Below are 19,389 nucleotides of genomic sequence, written 5' to 3'. Positions count from 1 at the left end.
GGTGTCTTTCCGGGTTTGACTATCGGACAGGCGTCATGGTAAAAAAAGAGAAACAATAGAAACTCATTGTTTCGGAATTTCACCATGCCTCGTCTCCCCGACCTCGAAGCCTGGGTGCTGTTCGCGAAAGTGGCGCAGACCTCCTCCTTCACGCGCGCGGCCGATGAGCTTGGCATCTCAAAGGCGACGGTGTCGAAAGCCATTGCCCGGCTGGAAGCGCGGATCGGCATGTCGCTGCTGAACCGTACCTCACGCAGCCTTTCCCTGACCGAAGCCGGCCGCCATATGGCCACGAGTGCCGCCCGTATCCTCGCCGAGGGGGAGATTTTGGAAGCAGAGGCGATGGCGCAGGCCGTGGCGCCGCATGGTTTGGTGCGGTTGACCGCGCCCATGTCGTTCGGGCTCGCGCACGTCGCGCCAATCCTGCCGGAGCTATTCCAAACCTACCCGGACGTGTCGATCGACTTGCATCTGGCGGATGAGGTGGTCGATTTGGTGGCTGGCGGTTTCGACATCGCCCTGCGGATCGCCGCACTCCCGGACTCGACGTTACGGGCCCGTCGCATTTGCCAAATACGTCGTTTGCTCGTGGGCGCTCCCGAATATTTTGAGCGCCTCGGCCGTCCGCAGCATCCTGACGATCTCGCGGAGCATGCCTGCCTCGGCTATGCTTACCTGCCGACACAGGATCGCTGGCGCTTCATCCGCGCGACGGGCGAGGAAGTGAGCGTGACGCCGCGGAGCCAGTTGCGGGCCAATAACGCTGATGCGCTGCGACCGATGCTGCTGGCCGGAATGGGCCTGGCGGTGCAGCCTGAGTTTCTGACCTCGGAGGATCTGGAAGCGGGCCGGCTTGAAATCGCGATGTCCGATTGGTCCATGCCCCCGATCGCACTCAACATCGTCACGCCACCGGGCAATTTTCGCCCGGCTTGCGTCACCGCGGTGATTGAATTTCTTTTGCGTCGTTTCGCCGGCGCGCCCTGGGCAAGGGCGGAAGGGCCTTAGCCCACAGCACAATCCCTTGAGTTCGATCCACCGCACTGTGAATGGCGGCCGCACCTCCCCATCTGCGCTGTCGGGTCACGAAAGAGGAGCATGGGAATGGCCAGCGGCTGGGCGCCTGATGGAGCGGTGCAAGATCAGATCGACGACACGGTCGCGGACGCGGTGATGATTGCGCGTGCGAGACTGCCCGCCGGTGAAGGCCAGACATGTTGCGCGGAATGCGGCGAGCAGATCCCCGAAGGGCGACGCCGCGCCGTACCTGGCGTGCGTACTTGCGTCGAATGCCAGTCGGCCCGCGACGCCCGACAAGTAACCCCGGGCATCAATCGGCGGGGCAGCAAGGATAGCCAGCTTCGCTGAGAGGCGATCGCGCGCCTTTCGGGAATTTTCACCCGACCGCAAGGCGTTTTGACATGCGCCGATAACGCTTCCCAGGGTACCGACCATGGGTGAAGACGGGCCACTCGTCTCGCCCACTCACTTCGCCGTTACGCGCGCTCGTACCAGCCGCGCGTGCGCCGTACGATCTGCACGACTGAGAGCATGACCGGCACTTCGACCAGCACGCCGACCACGGTTGAGAGCGCCGCCCCCGACTGGAACCCGAACAGCGCGATCGCCGTTGCGACCGCGAGTTCGAAGAAATTGCTGGCGCCAATCAGTGCCGATGGCCCCGCCACGCACCAGGCGACCCCAAGCCGCCGGTTCAGCCAATAGGCGAGGCCGGCATTGAAATAGACCTGGATCAGGATCGGTATCGCGAGCAGCAGGATCACCAGCGGCTGGCGCATGATCTCTGCGCCCTGCAAACCGAACAGCAACACCAGTGTGAGCAGGAGTGCGCCGAGCGACAGCGGCCCCAGCGTGCCGAGCGCACGCGCCAGGGCGACCGGGCCGCCGGCGCGCAGCAATGACCGCCGCCACAATTGTGCCCCCGCCACCGGCACGACGATATAGAGCAGGACCGAGACCATCAGCGTGTTCCAGGGCACCACGATCGAAGAGAGGCCAAGCAGCAGGGCCACGATCGGCGCGAAGGCGACCACCATGATCGTGTCGTTCAGCGCCACTTGCGAGAGCGTGAAATGCGGCTCTCCTTCGACCAGATTCGACCACACGAACACCATCGCGGTACAAGGCGCGGCCGCGAGCAGGATCAGCCCGGCGATATAGCCATCGATCTGCCCCGCCGGCAGGAACGGGCGGAACAGATGCCCAATGAAGAGCGAGGCCAGCAGCGTCATCGAGAACGGCTTGACCAGCCAGTTCACGCCCACCGTCGCGGCGATGCCGCGCCAATGCGCGGCCACCTCGCGAAGCGCCCGCGGGTCGATCTTCAGCAGCATGGGCACGATCATCAGCCAGACCAGCACGGCGACCGGCAGATTCACATGGGCGACCGTCGCATCACCCAACGCCGCGAACACGCCCGGAATGATCCGCCCGAGCCCGATGCCGGCGACGATGCAGAGCGCGACCCAAAGCGTCAGATAGCGCTCGAACGTGCCCATCCCCGGCGCAGCGGCCGGCGCCGTAACCGCGGCGTCGCTCACGGTCTCTCTCTCGTCACGCGATGGCCCGCCGCGTCGACCACAGCCTCGCCGTCTTCCTTGGTGAAGGCGCCGCTTTGTGCATCCGGCAAAATATCGAGCACGGCCTCGGACGGGCGGCAGAGCTTCACCCCTTTCGGCGTCACCACGATCGGCCGGTTGATCAGGATCGGGTGCGCCATCATCGCATCGATCAGTTGTTCGTCGGTGAGCGCCGGGTCGTCGAGCCCAAGCTCGTCATACGGCGTGCCCTTGCGCCGCAGCAGATCGCGCACGGAAATCCCCATGCGCGCGATCAGGCTGACGAGTTCGGCGTGCGAAGGCGGCGTCTGCAGATATTCGATGACGACCGGCTCCGTGCCGCTGTTGCGGATCAGGCCCAGCACGTTGCGCGATGTCCCGCAGGCGGGGTTGTGGTAAATGGTTATCGTCATCAAGAACCTCAGGGAGCCGTGGTAAGATTTGGTGGAGGCATTGGCCGGCCGGCCTTGCTGCGGCCGGTCGCGCCTTCGAGCCTGCCGATCTCGCGCAGGCGCTTCTCGAGGGCCAGCCTCTCGATGCTGGCGAGCGGCAGGCTGAGAAAGACGCTGATGCGGTTGCGGAGATATTTGAAGGCTTGCACGAAGGCCCTTTCCTTCTCGATGTCGTAGCCGACGACGAGTGAAGCGGGGTCTTCGATCCCCCAATGCGCCGTCATCGGCTGGCCGGGCCAGACCGGACAAATTTCGCCCGCGGCATTGTCACAGACGGTGAAGACGAAATCCATTTCGGGCGCGCCGGGAACCGCGAATTCTTCCCAGCTTTTCGTGCGCAGGCCGTCGATCGGGTAATCATAGCTCTCCAGAACCTTGAGCGCGAAAGGGTTCACCTGGGGTTTGGGATGGCTGCCTGCCGAGAAGGCGTTGAAATGTCCTGCGCCGTCCTTGCGGAGAATGCTTTCCGCCATGATCGAACGGGCGCTATTGCCGGTGCAGAGAAACAGGATGTTATAAATCCGCTCCACAATGTCAGCCCTCCTGCGTTAGCGCGTAGACCGCGGACGCCGGGAATACGGCGACGGGCATGAGACTATTTTATATTTCAATAATAGTCAAAATGTATAATTCCGGCGACGCAGGAAGGCGCCCGATCGCGGAGATCCTTTCCCGATCTGGAAAAAGAAAGGAAGGCTTCTTTTTGTGAACAAAAAGAAGCAAAAAAACTTTTTTATGCTGGGCGAAGGGGCTGAAGGTTCCGGCGGTGCGTAGCACCGTTGGAATAGCCCCGGAGGGCATGGGCGTTGCCGGCGACACAGCCCATGGCCCAGCGTCAAAGAAGTTTTTGCGCCGCTTTTCTCGACCTGCCCCCCGGCGCGGCGCATGATTGGCCTAAGGCAATCAGGTGAATTTATTCGTCGGGCGGAAGCTGGTCGTTGCAAGCACGCTCGGGAGCCCCCCGGCCAGCTTTTTGATGCCGACGCGGGTGCCCTTGTACCAGGGATTGGTGCTCATCGAATCGGTGTAAGGGGAGGTCAGGCTGTTGGACGTCCCGAGCCAATGATACATCAGCGCAAACACCGTGCCGGGCGGTACGGCATCACTCTCATAAACCGCGAAGGTCTCGTTGCCCTGGTCGTTGTAGATCATCACGATGTCGCCGCTGCTGGCGCCAAGCTTCTGCGTGTCGGCCGGATTGATCTCCACATAAGGCAGCGGGACCGTGAGGTTTTTCTCCGGCAGAAAGCGCATATGATAGCTGGTCTGCCACAAAGGCTGGCTGCGCCCCATGCTGAACCAGAACGGATATTCCTGCGCCTTCGACTTGAGATAGGTGGCGACGACCTTGGCCGAGGCAAACTCGTCCCAGGGGCGCGTGGCGTACCAGCTGAACTTGCCGTCCTTGGTCGCAAAATTCCAGGTCGGATAAAGCCGCTTGGTCCCGACCGGCTGGCCGCTTTCCGGATTCAGGCGCACCGGCGTCTGAATGCCTTGCTGGCCGACCTTGCGCAAATAGGTATAGTCGACACCTTTGAAGCTTTCCGGATCGAGCTTGCCGGCCTCGGATGCCGGCACGCGCGTGTCCACGCCGGCATAGAGGTCGGCCTGGATCGTGGCGACGACATCGGCGCCATGCTTCCAGCCCATGCCCGAGAACCGCTTGGCGACGTCCGCTTTGCCCTCCTGGGCATACAGCGTTTCCAGCTTCTGGCCGACAAGGCCGTGGATTTCCCAATCGGGCTTGGCCTCGCCGGGCGGGTCCATGAAGCGGTCATCGAGGCGCAAGAGCCGGTCGCCACAATTGAGCGAGATGAGCTCCGCTTCGCCCCATTGTGCCGCGGGAAGGATCAGATGAGCGTCCCGCGCGGTCTCGGTCATGTAGATGTCCTGCACGGTGACAAACAGGCCGCCGGTTTGGTCGAGCCCGTCAAGGATGCGTTCTGCCAGCGCCTGGATCGTCGCCGGCTCGCCCGCCTCGCCTTTGGCCAGAGAGAGAAAATTCGTCAGGCTTTGCGCGCGCTGGCCGATCCGCTTGCGGAAATACGCGTTGTTCTGCGCGGACAGGTAGGGATTGCAGCCGACGACCCAGAGACTCTTGCCATGGCCGTCCTGAAGGAATTTGTCGACATCCGGGGGCGGCCGAGGCCCCGGATAATCCGGCCGGGCATAGCCTTCCTGATGACCGCCGGTACGCCCGGTACCGGTGCCCGGCCGGCCGATATTGAAGCTCAGCGCGCCGAGCTGCGCGATCGCGGCAACCGTGTCATATTGCCGATAGTTCCAGATCACGCCCTTCTCATAGAGTATCAACGAGCGCCGCCAATGGCCGCCGTCTTTCGGCTGCGCGATCCAAACGGCGGCCTCCTCGATATCGCGGACGGGAACACCGGTGATCCCAGTCGCCCGTGTCATGAAGTCCTGGTAGGGCGTGTCCAGCTCCAAGGTTTTCTGTCTGTAGACTTCGAACGTCGCCGGATCGGTATGCTGCTTCAGGAAATCCGCGTTGTAATATTTCCTCTCCCACACCACGCGGGCGACCGCATTCGCCAGGACGTAGTCGGTGCCGAGATTCGGCCGGAGGTGCAAAACCTCTGCGCCGGTCGCGCGCGCCGCATTCACGCTGGCTGAAAGGCGCGGGTCGACGACAACCATTCGGGCGGCCGCAATCGGCTCGCCATCGGCATAGGCGCCCTTCTTCTCGTTTGCGGTGGCGCCTTGCAGATTCGGCATCATATGGGCCGCGAAGAAGACCGTCGCGGTTTCGTAAGCGTTCGAACCCCACAACACGATCGTATCGGCAAGCCGCGCATCGTCGTAGCAATAATTCAGCTCGTGCACGCCGCGGTCGCGGGTTCCCCAGGTCTCGGAGCTGTAGGCCGGGCGGTTATGAATGCCGACATGCTTCATCTGCAGCCCGGTGAAGAACAGCCGGCCGGTGCCGTAGGTGTTCTCCATGCCGCCACCGCCGCCGCCATGGTCGTAGCATTTCGCGCAGAGCTGATCGGAGCCGTCCTTGTCCATGATTCCCTTGAGCACGCGCGCCTGCAGCTCGATGGCCGACTCCCAGGGGATCGGGTTGAACGTATCGCCGACGCGCAGCAACGGGTAATGCAACCGCGCCTGCGTCGGCCGGCTGTCGGACCAGGTTGTTTTGGCGTTGATCGCGCCACGGCTTGAATGATTGCCCTGCGGGTTGATCGGCGAATCATGCGCCGGAACGATGGCCACGTGATACGTGCCCCCATCGCGGCGCTGGATCGTGGAATGCATGGATTCGGTGTAGGAGAAGCCAACCAGAGGGGCTTGCGGCGAGGTGAAGTCGATCCCGAAAGCATTCTCATTGGCCTTCGCGCCGCCGGCCTCGCCTTCCGGCCACACATACACCTTATAGCCGCAACCGACCGTGCAGTATTGGCACACGGTATTGTAAGCTTCCGCGTTGCCAGGCGGCAGCGGAACCGATTCCTCGCGTCGATACAAAGCCATGGCCGTTCCTCCCCCCTTAACCAGCTGCAGTCGGTACGGGGACATCCTGCGTCCGGCCCCAGATCAGACCGGACATGCCCTCGGCATAGATGTCATGGGTCCCCGCATCGACCCGGAGCGTGATTTGCGGCAGATAATCCGACGCCAACCCCTGGTAGGGCACGCCATTCCTGGCCGGGTCAAACATGGAATAATGGCATGGGCACAGGAAGCGCCCGTCTTTGTAGGTTATCGGGCAGCCCATATGCGTGCAGATGGAGGAGAAGGCGACGACATCACGATCCGGACCGGCCCCCTCATAGGCCGGCGCGCCAAGCTTGATCATCATGGCCGGCGATGTGCGATCCGGATACTGGAATGAAACCGGCTTTTCGACTGCCAATTGCTGCAGATTGCCGATTTTGACGGAAGGCCAGGGCCGCCCATCGGCCATGAACAACTGGGCTCTTGCCCGCAATGGATCGGCGGCTGCGGCGGCGATGGCAGAAGCTTGGACAAACGTCCGTCGCGACAAGCTCATCGGCGTTGCTCCCGTTTGATTTTATATTTCAATAATTATACAATTATTATGTTATTGCAACGACAATATTGTCAACAATATTTCATGAAGGCGGATTTCAACTTGACGGATCTCCAGATGAGCCCATAGCTGGGTGACATTTCAAGAAATATGGAAGAAATGGCACGAGCAAAGACCCCGGATAGCGGCTGGACCGTCACGGCATTGGCCGCCTTGGCGCATGAGCATCGGCTGGCGGCCTACCGGCTGCTGGTTGAGGCCGGGCCGGCCGGAATCGCGGCCGGCGAGATTGCGGAAAGGCTGGGTCTCGTGGCGTCGTCGCTGACGTTCCACATCCAGGCGCTGCTCCGCGCCGGCCTGGTGACCCAGCGGCGCACCGGCCGGCATGTCATTTATGCGGCCGACTTCACCGCCATGAATGGGCTTGTCGGCTTCCTGGCTGCCAATTGCTGCGGCCAGGACGTTTGCGTGCCTGTTTGCGATCCCGCCCGCCCCAGCAAGCCCCAGGCGGCCCTGAAGGCCAAGCGGCGCTCGGCGTAAATCTGCCGTCATCGCCCCGAAATGCCTGTTTCCGACCGCCTGACAACAACCAGACAGAGTGAAGGCATGGACGAGTTTCCCGCGCTCTCATCAGCGTTCGCCGACCACCCCACCCTCGGCGCGCTGACGCCCCCGGAGCGAGCAACCCACCCTCCTCGCTTCCTGCTGCTCTATGGCTCGCTCCGGCAACGCTCCTATAGCCGCCTGCTGGTCGAAGAGGCGGATCGGCTGCTGCGGCGTTTGGGCGCCGAGACGCGGATTTATGATCCTCGCGGGCTTCCCCAACCCGATGACGCCAGCCCTGACCACCCCAAGGTCAAGGAACTGCGCGAGGCGTCGTTGTGGTCGGAGGGCCATCTCTGGTGCAGCCCGGAACGACACGGAACGATCACGGGCATTTTCAAATCCCAGATCGACTGGCTGCCGCTGGAGGCCGGCGGCGTGCGGCCGACCCAGGGGCGCACTTTGGCGGTCTGCCAGGTGAATGCCGGGTCGCAATCGTTCAACGCCGTCAATGCGCTGCGCATCCTGGGCCGCTGGATGCGCATGATCGTGATCCCCAATCAGTCTTCCGTGGCCAAGGCTTATGAGGAATTCGACGAAGCCGGACGCATGAAGCCGTCGCCCTACTATGACCGCCTTGTCGACGTCATCGAGGAACTCGTGAAATTCACGCTGCTGACGCGCGACAACGCGGCCTATCTTGTCGACCGCTATAGCGAGCGCAAGGAAGCCGGCCGGGCGGTGACCGGCGCGGCCCCTCTCGCCGCAACGCTAACCGATGCTCCCGAGTGACGTTCGAGCGCCAAAGAATCGGGCTGGAACGGAAGTCTGGGTCACAGCGGTCGGGTGTCGATCGGCGCGCCGAAAATGACTTTCTGATATGCCGCCAGCAACGCCGGCGCCTCGATCGACCCATGATGGTGCAATTGCCGCCACATGCCGTTCCTCCGGACGAACCACCGCGTCGTCCTGATCCTCAAGGCAAGCCTGCCGCTCGGTGATTCGCAAGCGCCCTTCTCGCGGCCGACGAAGACGCAGGCGCCGTTATCCTCGTGGACGGTGAAGTCATGGAACGCCACCTGGACGCGGGCAACGCCGCCGAAGAGCCGGGCATAGCCATCGCGGATTTCCGGCCAGCCGCGACGGAGTCCGCCCACGGGATTACTCATGCTGGGCTCGCCACCCTCCAGCCAGTTGCGGGCGAGCCCATCCAGATCGCCGGCATTGAAAGCCCGATAGAACGCGATGAGGGCGGCAATGGGGCTTGCGGGATCCTCCATCGTTTCGTTGCCGCTGATCTCCGTTAAAACTCCTGACATAGCCGTTTTCCCTTTATACAACGTGTTGTCATCCAAAAGCCGACGAACGTCGGTTCGTCAGCACGATGTGTCGATTCCGCGAGAGGCCCGCACCGCTTCCGCTTGATGGGAGGAGACGACCGCTAGCGGCCGGCGCTTTGTCCACCGTCGACATGCAGAATTTCACCGGTGACGAAACTGGCGCTCTCGAGATAGAGAATCGCGCCGACGATGTCGGTGATTTCACCCATGCGCCCCATCGGGTGCATGGAAGCCAAGGCTTCATATTTTTCTGCCGGATGCATCGGCGTCTTGATGATGCCGGGGGAAACGGCATTGACGCGGATACCGCGTTTCGCATACTCGATCGCCAAGCTTTTGGTGGCTGACTGCAACCCGCCCTTGGTGAGCGAGGCCAGTACCGACGGCACCTTTGAATTGGCGTTATCTACCAGGCTCGTTGTCACATTAACAATATGTCCGCTGCCTTGCGTCTCCATCACCTCGATCGCCGATTGGGTGATATAGAAGAAGCCGTTCAGATTCGTTGAGACGATGTCACGATATTGCTGATCGGTGTATTGCGTGAACGGGCTGGAAACGAAGATGCCGGCGTTATTGACGAGCGTGTCGATGCGGCCGAATTTCGCCAGGCCCGCGCCGATGACGTTCTGGCCGGTCTGTGGATCACCGATGTCACCGGCAATCGAGAGGATGTCCGCATCGTCGCTCGCTTCAATTGAACGCGACGTGGCCACCACCCGATAACCCTGGTCGCGGAACGCTTTCACCAGGGCTGCACCAATGCCCCGCGAAGCGCCCGTAATGACAGCAATTTTTGGTTCCATACTCATCATTCACCTCATAAAAACTGCAAAGAAAGCCCGCGGAATACCCGGGCCCGCTCAGTAGACACGTGTTTTGGGCGCGATCGGTTTGACCTCGTCGGAAAGCGTGTTGAGATGGACCGGTCGAAAGTCGATCGATACCCTTCCGTCCTTGTCCATCCAGGCGAGCGTGTGTTTGAGCCAGTTTACATCATCGCGCGCCGGGTAGTCCTCCCGCGCATGGGCACCGCGGCTCTCGGTTCGGGTCGCCGCTGAATGAAGACTGACGCTCGCTTGGGCCATCATGTTGTCAAGCTCGATTGCCTCAGCGAGGTCGCTGTTCCAGATAAGAGAATGGTCCGTGAGGCTGAGATCATCGCGCAGGCCGGCACCAAGGCGTTCGATCGCCGCCACTCCTTCATCGAGAAGCGGGCCGTCACGAAAGACAGCGCAGTGACGCTGCATGGTTCGCTGCATCTCGATCCGTAACTCGCTGCATTTGCGTGTCCCTGCAGCCCAACGGATCCGGTCAAAGCGGGCGAGCGCACGGTCCTCACTCTCCATGCCAAGGGGCGCGTGACGTTCACCCGGCTTTACGGTCTGCGCCGCTTTTATGGCAGCCGCACGTCCGAAAACGATGAGGTCGATCAGCGAGTTCGAACCAAGCCGGTTCGCTCCGTGGACGGACACGCAAGCCGCCTCGCCAATCGCCATTAGGCCAGGCGCTTTCGCATTGGGATCACCCTCTCGCAGGGTCACCACTTCGGCATGCATATTCGTCGGGATGCCGCCCATGTTGTAATGCACCGTCGGCAGCACCGGAATGGGTTCGCGCGTCAGATCGACGCCCGCGAAGATACGCGCGGTCTCCATGATGCCGGGCAGCCGCTCCTCCAGCAGCTCGCGCGGCAAATGCGACAGCTGGAGCTCGATATAATCCTTGTTCGGGCCACAACCCCGCCCGTCAAGGATTTCGACCGTCAAGGCCCGACAGACCACATCCCGCCCGGCGAGGTCCTTCGCCGTCGGCGCATATCGCTCCATGAAGCGCTCGCCGTTGGCGTTGGTAAAATATCCGCCTTCGCCCCGCGCACCTTCCGTGATCAGACAACCCGCACCGTAAATACCGGTCGGGTGGAACTGCGTGAATTCCATGTCCTGGAGCGGCAGCCCGGCCCGCAGGACCATGGCGTTGCCGTCGCCGGTGCAGGTATGGGCCGCCGTGCAGGAGAAATAGACGCGACCATAACCACCTGTGGCGACGACGGTTTGGTGGGCCCGGAAGCGATGCAGGCTGCCATCCTCCATGCACCACGCCAGCAATCCCCGGCAGCCCCCTTCCGCGTCCATCAACAGGTCGAGGGCGATATATTCGACGAAAAATTCGGCATTATGCTTCAGGCATTGCTGATAGAGCGTGTGCAGGATCGCATGGCCGGTGCGATCGGCCGCGGCACAGGTCCGGCGCGCCATCGCCTCGCCATAGCGCAAGGTCTGGCCGCCGAATGGGCGTTGGTAGATGAGCCCCCGCTCGGTGCGCGAGAAGGGCACGCCGAAATGCTCCAACTCAAGGACCGCGGCGGGCGCCTCGCGGCACATGTACTCGATGGCGTCCTGGTCGCCAAGCCAGTCGGAGCCCTTGACCGTGTCGTAGAAATGGAAGCGCCAATCGTCGCCGTCTCCCATGTTGTTGAGCGCGGCGGCGATGCCGCCCTGCGCGGCGACAGTGTGGCTGCGCGTCGGGAATACTTTCGTGACACAGGCGGTCTTCAAACCGGCCGAAACCATCCCCATCGTCGCCCGCAGGCCGGCACCGCCGCCGCCAAGAACCACGACGTCGTAGTCGTGCTCAATGATTTCATAGGTTCTGCTCATGCCAGCCTCCGGCGCGCGGCGGAGATGCCAACGAGGAGATCGATGCCCAAGGTCAGGCCGAAGGCGGCGGCCCCGATGACGAAAAGGAGCCGGTAGTCACCGCCGGTCTGGGCGAAGATGAATGTCAGCCCGTAGGCCCCGGCCGCCTGCAGCAGGGCGAAGCCCGTCGTGGCGGCGCTCCAGGCGGATTTCTGGGCGGCTGCGTCATGCGGCAGCAACTCGTGGATCCGCCCAAGGGCAAGCGGCACGATCCCCGGCGTGAACGCGCCGATGACGAGACTGGAGACGATCAGTCCAGCGGTGCCGGTTCCCAATGCCGGCAGCAGCACAGCCACCGCTTCCACGAAGAACGCCAGGCGCAGAGCCGGTCCGAAGCCGGTGCGGTCCGCCAGATGCCCACTCAGCACCGGGCCGACGATGGCGCCGAGGCCGAACAGCACCCAATACTGGGCCCCGCTGTCGAGCCCCTGGCCAAGGCCGCGGGCGACGAAATCGACGAGGAAAAGCATGTGCGGCACAAGGCCCGCCGCGTTCAGCGCGTATTCAACGTAAAGTGCCCGCAACAAGCGGGTCGGCCGGGGATGGTGGCTGTGAGCGCCGGGGACGACTTGCGGCGCCGGCTTCCCGGCCGGCCAGCCGGCCCACGCGACAAGGGTCAAGACCAGAGAGAGCACGCCGAGGCCGTACCAAGCGTCCGTAAGGCCCTCTCGGAGAAGCAACGGCACGAGCGTTCCCGAAGCGGCGATGCCGAGGCCGACACCGGCAAAGATCGCGCCGCTAGCGACGCCACGCCGCCGATGCGGCACGTGCGGCAACACGGTCGGCGCCGCGAGCACCATCAGCGACCCGCCGGCAATACCGGACAGGAGCCGCCAGGCGAAGAACCATCCCAGCGAGAGGGGCGTCGCGCAGGCAAAGAACGCGACCGTCGCAAGCAGCATCAGGCCGCGCAACAGCATCGGCGCCGGAATCTTCGTGGCCAGTGGCCGTCCCAGGAGCGCTCCGGCGAGATAACCCGCGAGATTGGCCGCTCCGAGATAGGCCGCGGCCGAGGGCGCGAACCAGTGCGCCCCGATGATGGCCGGCAGCAGCGGAGTATAGGCGAAACGGGCGAGGCCAATGCCGACAAGGCTGGCACAGGAGGCCGACAAGGTTGCCCGCCACCCGCTGATCTCCGGCTTCGCGAACCGCGCCGCCTCGTTTGTGTTCGATCGCTGCATACCCCCTCCACCATCACTGTGCGGCTAAGGTAGGCTCCCAGGGCTATCAGCGGTAACGATTTGTTCCGAGAACGGCAATCACTGAAACAGATTGCCCGATTAGCTTCCGGCAGCGAGTTTGAGCGGCGCCGGCCGGGCGATCGCCAGGAAAGCCGCGAGGGTGCTGGTGAGACGCGTCGCACGGCGGCGGATGAAAACCGTGTCCACACGTGCCTGCTCGGGCGGCAGCTCATGGGCCGCGACACGGCCGTCCCGCCAGAAGGGCATGGCGACCGGTTTGGGCAGAAGGGTGACGCCGACCCCTGCGGCGACACAACCCAAAATCGCCTCCAGCGAGCCGAATTCAAGCGGCTGCGCGGTCTGGATGCCGCGCTGGGCCAGGATATTTTCCAGCCGCTGCCGGTACGAGCAGCCGCGCCGGAAGACGATGATCTTGAGTTCGCGCTGACCGTCAAGCGCGTCCATATGCCGCAGACCCGGCGCCGTGATGAGCATCAGCTCCTCGCGAAAAACCGCCTCCTCGATCAGATCTGCGTGCTGGACCGGCCCGGATACAAAAGCACCGTCAAGCCGCTGTTCCAGAACATCCGCGACGAGGCTGCCGCTCGTGCCGGTCGTGACAAGCAGGCCAACCTCCGGATAGGCCTGCGCATAGGCTGAGAGCAACGGCGGCAGCCGGAGTGCGGCCGAAGTCTCAAGTGAGCCCACACGGAGGGTGCCGCGCGGCGTGCCGTCGTCGCAAGCTGCCTCCCGCGCTTCCCGGAGGAGAGCCGCCAGCCGCGCGGCATAAGGCAACAGGCGCTGGCCCGCAGCCGTCAAAACCACGCCACGGCGGCTTCGTTCAAACAGCGCGGTCCCTACCTGCTCTTCAAGCGCACGGATCCGTGCTGTCACGTTCGACTGCACCGTGTGCAATTCAGCTGCGGCGCGGTTCATGCTTCCGTGCCGGGCAACAATCTCCAACACACGAAGATCTGCGTATTCCATGTCAACTCCTGGCGCAGCCAACCATCGCAAGATGATTTTTCATGCCACCTGCGGCGCGACTCGGCAAATTGCTCTCTCCTGCCTGATGTTCAATACGCCGCCGGGATGGTTCCGTGAGGTGGGAGCCCCTCCTACAGAACGACCGTCGTGGCTGCCGGGCCGGGCGTTATGCTTCATCCGCTTGCGCGGCAATCTGCCGGAGCGCCTGCTCGAAAGCCTCGGGCGGCTGTCCACCAGAGATGAGATAGCGCCCGTCGACGATGACAGCCGGCACCGCATTGATGCCGCGCGACCGCCAGAATTGCTCGGCGCGGCGCACCTCTTCAGCGTAGCGGCCGGAGGTGAGGATCTCGCGCGCGGCGGCGCCGTCGAGGCCGGCTTTTTCCGCGGCGGCGGCGAGCACCTCATGGTCGGCGGGACTCTTGCCCTCGGTGAAATAGGCGTCGAACAGCGCGTGCTTGAGCGCCATCTGCCGCCCTTCCTGTTCGGCCCAATGCAGCAGGCGGTGCGCGTCGAACGTGTTGTAAATGCGGCTCTGGTCCGACATTGCCATAGTGAAGCCAAGGGCGGCCGCACGGTCCCGGATCATCTTGCGATTGGCGGCGGATTGCTCAGGGGTCGAACCATATTTCTGGGCGATATGCTCGACGATGTTCTGCCCCTCGGGCGGCATGTCGGGATTGAGTTCAAAGGGCTGGAAGCTGATCTCGGCGGCGACGATATCTCCGGTCCGCGCCAACGCCTCCTCAAGGCCGCGCAGCCCGATGATGCACCATGGACAAGAGACATCCGACACGAAATCGATCCTAAACGTCCGCGCCATCGTTGGATCCTTTCAATCTGTGGATTGCCTATATAGGGACAGGCCCAGAGAATGCATCAACGGACCGGTCGGCCGGCGGCGCCGACGGCCTCCTAGTCGGCACCTTGCGGGACAAAAGCGTTTCGGTCCCGCCCGAACACCCACACGAGGCCGGCGGTGACGAGCGCCACGCAGCCGGCGCTGACGAGGGTTGCATCCAAACCGAAATGATCGACCACCACGCCGCCCAGCAAGGCCCCGGAGGCGAGCCCCACTTGCAAGACCGAGATGAACATGGCGCTCGCACTTTCCATCTCGTCGGGCGCCGCCTTCAGCATCCAGCCCTGCATCGCGATCGGCAAGGCGCCGAAAGCAAGACCCCACAGGATCACCAGAACCGCCGCCGGCACTTTCAACCAGCCGATGGCCGGCAGCAGGACGATCGAGGCCCCCAGCAGCAGCGCCGTCCCGGCCAGCGTCCGCCGCGCATTGCGCTCGACGGCGGCACCGCCAAGGAAATTTCCGATGAAACCGGCGATGCCGTAGCCGAGCAAGAGCGCCGAGAGCAAGGCCGGCGGTGCCAACGTCACCTGCTCCAGAAATGCCCCCATGTAAGTGTAGGCGCCAAACTGCCCGACGATCGCCAGCATCGTCGCCAAAAGACCGAGCCTCGCTTTGGGGATGCCAAACAATGCCGTCAGATGCCGGAGACTCACAATCTCGGAGGGCGGCAGGCGATGGAGGAACAGCAATTGCGCGACCAGGACCAGCATGCCGAATGCGGCGATGCCGCCAAAGGCCGCGCGCCAGCCGAACGCATCGCCGATCAGCGCGCCGGCCGGCACGCCCACGACGGTGCCAACCGAAATCCCCGCGAAGATGATCGCATTGGCGCGGCTGACTGATGACGGCGCCACCATCTTTGTCGCAATGACGCTGCTGATGGCCCAGAAGGCACCGACATCAATGCCCAACATCACACGGCCAAGCAGCAAGATGGGCAAACTCGGTGCCAGCGCGACGGTCAAATTTGACACGACCAAAATGGCGCTCAGAATCCACAGGATGATTCGCCGATCGAGCCTGCCCGCCCCCATCATGACCGCCGGGGCCGCGATGGCCGCAACGACTCCCGGCGTTGTCACCATCAGGCCCGTCAAGCCTTCCGAGACATGAAGCGAAACCGCGACCTTGGTCAGCAATCCCACCGGCAGAAATTCGCTCGTCACGAGCGTGAAAGTGCCGAGAGCGACCGAAGCGACCGCCAGCCATTCCGAGCTGGTCGCGTAAAGCGGCGTGTCGCTGCCATTCTTCGCAAACGTCATCGTCCAATCCTTCAACATGGGAGGCCGGGATCGAGCGGCTCGATCCCGAAATGGCACAGCCCATTCCAGAACCAGGAGGTGCCCGTCAACCCCAACCGCTGTCGCCTGCTCCCCATGAGCGGGGAGCAAGCATTTGGCAGGACTTCAGCGCAAGCCGCCGCTGGCGGTGATTTTCTCACCGGTCAGCCAGCGCGAATCGTCGGACGCCAGAAACACCGCCACCGCGGCAATGTCGTCCGGCTGGCCCGCGCGGCCGAGCGGGGTCTGCGCCACGAACTGGCTTTCGAACTCCGAACCGATGAAGCCCGCGCTGCGGGTCCCCTCGGTTTCCACGATGCCCGGGTTGATCGCATTGACGCGAATCTTGCGTGGACCGAGTTCGGCCGCGAGCACGCCGGTGATGGCATCCACCGCGCCTTTGGTGCCGGTATAGATCGCCGACTGCGGGGGAAAAATGCTCGTCACCGCGGAGGAGATGTTGATCACGCTCGCCCCCTCGCCGAGATGTTTGGCGGCGGCCTGAGTGGTCAGCAACACGCCCAGGACGTTGACATCGAACATTCTGCGATACTGGTCCTCCGTCACGTCCTCGATCGGCGAGAATTCGTAGATGCCCGAATTGTTGACCAGCACGTCGAGCCGACCAAAAGCCTTCACCGCGGCATCGATCACGCCCTGGGCCTGCGCGGCCTTGGACACGTCTCCCTGCACCGCCAGAGCCTGACCGCCATTTTGGGTGATGGCCTGGACCACGGCGTCCGCGCCGGCTTTGCTCGACGCATAATTCACCACGACCGCCGCACCTTCCGCGGCAAGCGCCTTGGCAATGCCGGCGCCGATGCCCTTGGACGCCCCGGTGACCACCGCCACTTTCCCTACGAGTTTTGCCATGTCTCAGTTCCTTAGGATGCTGGATGGATCGCCGGAACGGCCCCCTTGTCCATTAGTTCCGAATTTTGGAACTATTGAACCTAACGTCAAGTCCCCCTACCTTAAAAATGATGAGACCCTTATTTCACCCCTCGATGGACGATGTGCGGCTGGAGGCGATCCTCCATGCGCTATCCGATCCGGTACGGGCGGCTATTTTTGTCGAGATTGCCGGCGCGGGATGCAGCCAGATCTGCTCGGCCTTCGCCAGCGTCGGCGACCGTGTCATTCCCAAATCATCCCTGTCGCAGCATTTCAAAGCGCTGCGCGAGGCAGGGCTGATCCGCTCCGAGCGCCATGGCGTGGAAATGCGCAACACCTCACGCTGCAGCGAGGTGGAGGAGCGGTTCCCCGGCCTGATCCCCGCCATCCTCAACGCCCATGCGCGCGACATTCGCCGAACCTGACCGGATGAGCGCGCACGGCGCGTCGGCTTTCCCCGGTCTGCTTCCCGGGGACGCACCGGCCGCGATGGGCCGGCACGCGGACGGTTAGACGGCGTCAGTGCCCCCGGAGACCTATTGGGCGGGCCTCCTTGTTGCGACCCGAGAGACGGGCCGCCGCGTTGTGCGCACACCGAGGACGAACAGGCCACCAATCACGCCGAACAACCCAAGCAGCCCAAAAGCGAGCGAGAACCCGCCGGTTGTCTGCTTGAGATAGCCGATCAGCAGCGGCCCCACGAAACCGCCGAAAAGATTGCCGACGCCACCGATCAGCCCGATCGCGGGCACCGCAAGCGGGCGCGGCAGAATGTCGGTCACCAATGTCGAGATCAGCGGCAACGTCATGAACATGAAGAACCCGATCAACGTGAACGACACGACCTGCGCGATACCCGAGTGGGTTGCGACATGTGAACCCACATAGAGCAGAAGACCGCCGACGATCATCGGAATCGCCGCATGCAGCCGGCGCTCCTTCCGTCGGTCTGAACTCTGCGTGACCAGCAGGACCCCCGCGATCGCCGCAAGATAAGGCAAAGCGCTGAGCCAGCCGACCCGGCCGATGTCGAGCGCGCTCGCCGCCTTGATCGCGGAGGGCAGCCAGAGCCCGATGCCGTAGAACGTCATATTGTTGAAGCAGGTGGCGCCGAGCAGCAGCCAGACCGCCGGCTGACGCAGCATGCCCCGCCAGTCCGATGGCGCTTGCGCGGCCGCGAAGGCGGCGCGTTCGGTGGCCAGCCCAGCCTCCAGCTGCGTGCGCTCCGAGAGCGGAAGCCACCCTGCTTGTTCCGGTCCGGCCGGAATCCCGCGCCACCAGACGCCCGCCCAGATCCAGGCGGGCAAGCCTTCGAGCACGAACATCACATGCCAGTTCGTATGGGTGAGGACGATGCCGGAGATCGGCCCGGAGAGCAGCGCGCCGAAAGGCAAGCTCAGATTCCACAAGCCGATCGCGCGCCCGCGCTCCGATTTCAGGAACCACTGCGACAGCAGCGCCACGAGCGAGGTCCAGAGCGGCCCTTCCGCGAGACCAAGGAAGAAGCGGAGGATGACCAGGGCGCGAAAATCAGGCGCGAAACCAGTCGCCATCGAGAACAGCCCCCACGCGAGCAGGCAGCACAGCACCGTCCGCTTGGCGCCGAAATTGAGCGCGAGCCAACCACCCGCCAGAAAGCCGATCAAATAGCCCCAGAAGAATATCCCGCCGACAAATCCGGCCTGCGTCGGCGAAAGGCCGAGATCCTTCGACATGCTCGGCAAGGCCATACCGATATTGACGCGGTCGAAAAAAGCGATGGTGTAGAGCAGGAAAACGATCGGGATGATGTGGAGCCAACGGGTCCGCCCCGGGTCCTCCTTGTCCTCGGTCATGACAATCGACACGTCTCTCTCCTCGCTTTATTTCTTTGATTTTTCTGAAGTCTTTTTGAACAGCCACGATCAAAACCGGCTGCTTTCCGTCTCCGCAGCCTCAGCCTTCTTCCGCGAGGGCATCGATCACCGCGCGGCAGAATTCCGGCAGATCATCCGGGCAGCGGCTGGTGATCAGACCGCGATCGACGACGACCGCATTGTCTTCCCAGAGTGCGCCAGCGTTCACGAGATCGTCCTTCAGACTGATCCAGCTTGTCGCGCGCAGGCCCTTCACGATTCCAGCCGAGATCGCCAGCCAGGGAGCATGACAAATCGCCGCGACCGGCTTGCCTGCAAGAAAACTATCCCGGACGAAGTCGACGATCCGCTTTTCGCGGCGCAGGATGTCCGGCGAGAAACCTCCCGGAATCACCACGGCGTCGAAATCGTCGGGGCTCAGCGTCAACATGTCGGCAAGCTGGAATAGCCGCCCTTCGACCATCGGCACCGGCGGGACCGGATAGCCAAGCCGGCCGCTGATCGGCTTCTCCTTGAGATACGGGCGGGCATGGAAACTCGCCTGGTAGGTGCCAAGGACCACACGGGCGCCCTCCTCGGCGAGACGGATCATCGGATATAGCAGCTCGACGTCCTCAAATTCATGAGCGACCGGCATGCAGATCGATTTACCCGTTAATTTCATTGACGTTCTCCTCTTGGCAGCTCTCGACAGGCGCCCGATT

20 protein-coding genes are annotated in these 19,389 nt (G+C 63.1%); 5 read left to right on the top strand and 15 right to left on the bottom strand.

Going from position 1 to position 19,389, the window contains the following annotated elements; translation table 11 throughout:
• Window positions 1–84: 84 nt before the first annotated feature.
• Window positions 85–1,008: a LysR family transcriptional regulator gene (locus tag VNC39_RS10265; RefSeq protein ID WP_325398815.1), complete on the top strand. Its 924-nt coding sequence runs from the start codon at window positions 85–87 to the stop codon at window positions 1,006–1,008.
• Window positions 1,009–1,104: 96 nt separating this feature from the next.
• A complete protein-coding gene (locus VNC39_RS10260; protein WP_325398813.1) occupies window positions 1,105–1,368 on the top strand; it encodes a DksA/TraR family C4-type zinc finger protein in 264 nt (87 codons plus the stop codon).
• A gap of 128 nt (window positions 1,369–1,496) precedes the next feature.
• Here the strand turns inward: VNC39_RS10260 and arsB are convergent, their stop codons facing one another.
• From arsB to VNC39_RS10235, 5 genes are all read right to left on the bottom strand, one after another.
• Complete coding sequence (arsB, locus tag VNC39_RS10255; RefSeq protein WP_325398930.1) at window positions 1,497–2,519, bottom strand: ACR3 family arsenite efflux transporter; 1,023 nt, start codon at window positions 2,517–2,519, stop codon at window positions 1,497–1,499.
• Window positions 2,520–2,557: 38 nt separating this feature from the next.
• Window positions 2,558–2,992, bottom strand: coding sequence for an arsenate reductase (glutaredoxin) (gene arsC / locus VNC39_RS10250; RefSeq protein ID WP_325398811.1), 435 nt, complete (start codon window positions 2,990–2,992; stop codon window positions 2,558–2,560).
• A gap of 8 nt (window positions 2,993–3,000) precedes the next feature.
• Entirely contained in the window at window positions 3,001–3,564 is a 564-nt protein-coding gene (locus VNC39_RS10245) for an arsenate reductase ArsC (protein ID WP_325398928.1), read from the bottom strand.
• A 370-nt stretch (window positions 3,565–3,934) separates the two neighbouring features.
• Complete coding sequence (locus VNC39_RS10240) at window positions 3,935–6,520, bottom strand: arsenate reductase (azurin) large subunit (RefSeq protein ID WP_325398809.1); 2,586 nt, start codon at window positions 6,518–6,520, stop codon at window positions 3,935–3,937.
• Window positions 6,521–6,536: 16 nt separating this feature from the next.
• The gene (locus VNC39_RS10235; protein WP_325398807.1) at window positions 6,537–6,953 is read right to left on the bottom strand and encodes an arsenate reductase (azurin) small subunit; all 417 of its coding nucleotides are present in this window, start codon (window positions 6,951–6,953) and stop codon (window positions 6,537–6,539) included.
• 246 nt (window positions 6,954–7,199) lie between these two features.
• On the opposite strand from VNC39_RS10235, the gene VNC39_RS10230 reads away from it, so the two are divergent.
• Window positions 7,200–7,580, top strand: a complete 381-nt coding sequence (locus VNC39_RS10230; protein WP_325398805.1) for an ArsR/SmtB family transcription factor — start codon at window positions 7,200–7,202, stop codon at window positions 7,578–7,580.
• A gap of 66 nt (window positions 7,581–7,646) precedes the next feature.
• Window positions 7,647–8,375, top strand: coding sequence for an arsenical resistance protein ArsH (arsH, locus tag VNC39_RS10225; protein WP_325398802.1), 729 nt, complete (start codon window positions 7,647–7,649; stop codon window positions 8,373–8,375).
• Window positions 8,376–8,416: 41 nt separating this feature from the next.
• Here the strand turns inward: arsH and VNC39_RS10220 are convergent, their stop codons facing one another.
• The 8 genes from VNC39_RS10220 to VNC39_RS10185 all read right to left on the bottom strand — a co-directional run bounded on the left by VNC39_RS10220 (window position 8,417) and on the right by VNC39_RS10185 (window position 16,808).
• Complete coding sequence (locus VNC39_RS10220; RefSeq protein ID WP_325398800.1) at window positions 8,417–8,902, bottom strand: YybH family protein; 486 nt, start codon at window positions 8,900–8,902, stop codon at window positions 8,417–8,419.
• 122 nt (window positions 8,903–9,024) lie between these two features.
• Entirely contained in the window at window positions 9,025–9,738 is a 714-nt protein-coding gene (locus VNC39_RS10215; protein ID WP_325398798.1) for an SDR family NAD(P)-dependent oxidoreductase, read from the bottom strand.
• A gap of 48 nt (window positions 9,739–9,786) precedes the next feature.
• Entirely contained in the window at window positions 9,787–11,583 is a 1,797-nt protein-coding gene (gene sdhA / locus VNC39_RS10210) for a succinate dehydrogenase flavoprotein subunit (RefSeq protein WP_325398796.1), read from the bottom strand.
• Window positions 11,580–12,803, bottom strand: a complete 1,224-nt coding sequence (locus tag VNC39_RS10205) for a YbfB/YjiJ family MFS transporter (RefSeq protein ID WP_325398794.1) — start codon at window positions 12,801–12,803, stop codon at window positions 11,580–11,582. The genes sdhA and VNC39_RS10205 overlap by 4 nt, the downstream gene beginning before the upstream one ends.
• Before the next feature lie 99 nt (window positions 12,804–12,902).
• A complete protein-coding gene (locus tag VNC39_RS10200) occupies window positions 12,903–13,790 on the bottom strand; it encodes a LysR family transcriptional regulator (RefSeq protein ID WP_325398792.1) in 888 nt (295 codons plus the stop codon).
• 166 nt (window positions 13,791–13,956) lie between these two features.
• Window positions 13,957–14,613 (bottom strand): DsbA family oxidoreductase, encoded by a 657-nt coding sequence (locus VNC39_RS10195; RefSeq protein WP_325398791.1) that lies wholly within the window; start codon window positions 14,611–14,613, stop codon window positions 13,957–13,959.
• Window positions 14,614–14,705: 92 nt separating this feature from the next.
• On the bottom strand, window positions 14,706–15,917 hold the full coding sequence (locus VNC39_RS10190) for an MFS transporter (protein ID WP_325398789.1): 1,212 nt from the start codon (window positions 15,915–15,917) through the stop codon (window positions 14,706–14,708).
• Window positions 15,918–16,061: 144 nt separating this feature from the next.
• Window positions 16,062–16,808 carry a glucose 1-dehydrogenase gene (locus VNC39_RS10185; RefSeq protein ID WP_325398787.1) on the bottom strand — a complete coding sequence of 249 codons (747 nt, stop codon included), beginning with the start codon at window positions 16,806–16,808 and terminating at the stop codon, window positions 16,062–16,064.
• 107 nt (window positions 16,809–16,915) lie between these two features.
• On the opposite strand from VNC39_RS10185, the gene VNC39_RS10180 reads away from it, so the two are divergent.
• Window positions 16,916–17,254: an ArsR/SmtB family transcription factor gene (locus VNC39_RS10180; protein WP_325398785.1), complete on the top strand. Its 339-nt coding sequence runs from the start codon at window positions 16,916–16,918 to the stop codon at window positions 17,252–17,254.
• Window positions 17,255–17,365: 111 nt separating this feature from the next.
• Here the strand turns inward: VNC39_RS10180 and VNC39_RS10175 are convergent, their stop codons facing one another.
• Together VNC39_RS10175 and VNC39_RS10170 are read right to left on the bottom strand one after the other, a co-directional pair.
• Window positions 17,366–18,676: an MFS transporter gene (locus tag VNC39_RS10175; RefSeq protein ID WP_325398783.1), complete on the bottom strand. Its 1,311-nt coding sequence runs from the start codon at window positions 18,674–18,676 to the stop codon at window positions 17,366–17,368.
• An 88-nt stretch (window positions 18,677–18,764) separates the two neighbouring features.
• Window positions 18,765–19,349, bottom strand: a complete 585-nt coding sequence (locus VNC39_RS10170; RefSeq protein WP_325398781.1) for a type 1 glutamine amidotransferase domain-containing protein — start codon at window positions 19,347–19,349, stop codon at window positions 18,765–18,767.
• Window positions 19,350–19,389: the final 40 nt, after the last annotated feature.

The sequence above is a fragment of the Acidocella sp. genome (assembly GCF_035535915.1).
In the GTDB taxonomy this organism is placed as follows: Bacteria; Pseudomonadota; Alphaproteobacteria; order Acetobacterales; family Acetobacteraceae; genus Acidocella.
This window is presented reverse-complemented; position numbering and strand designations above follow the sequence as displayed.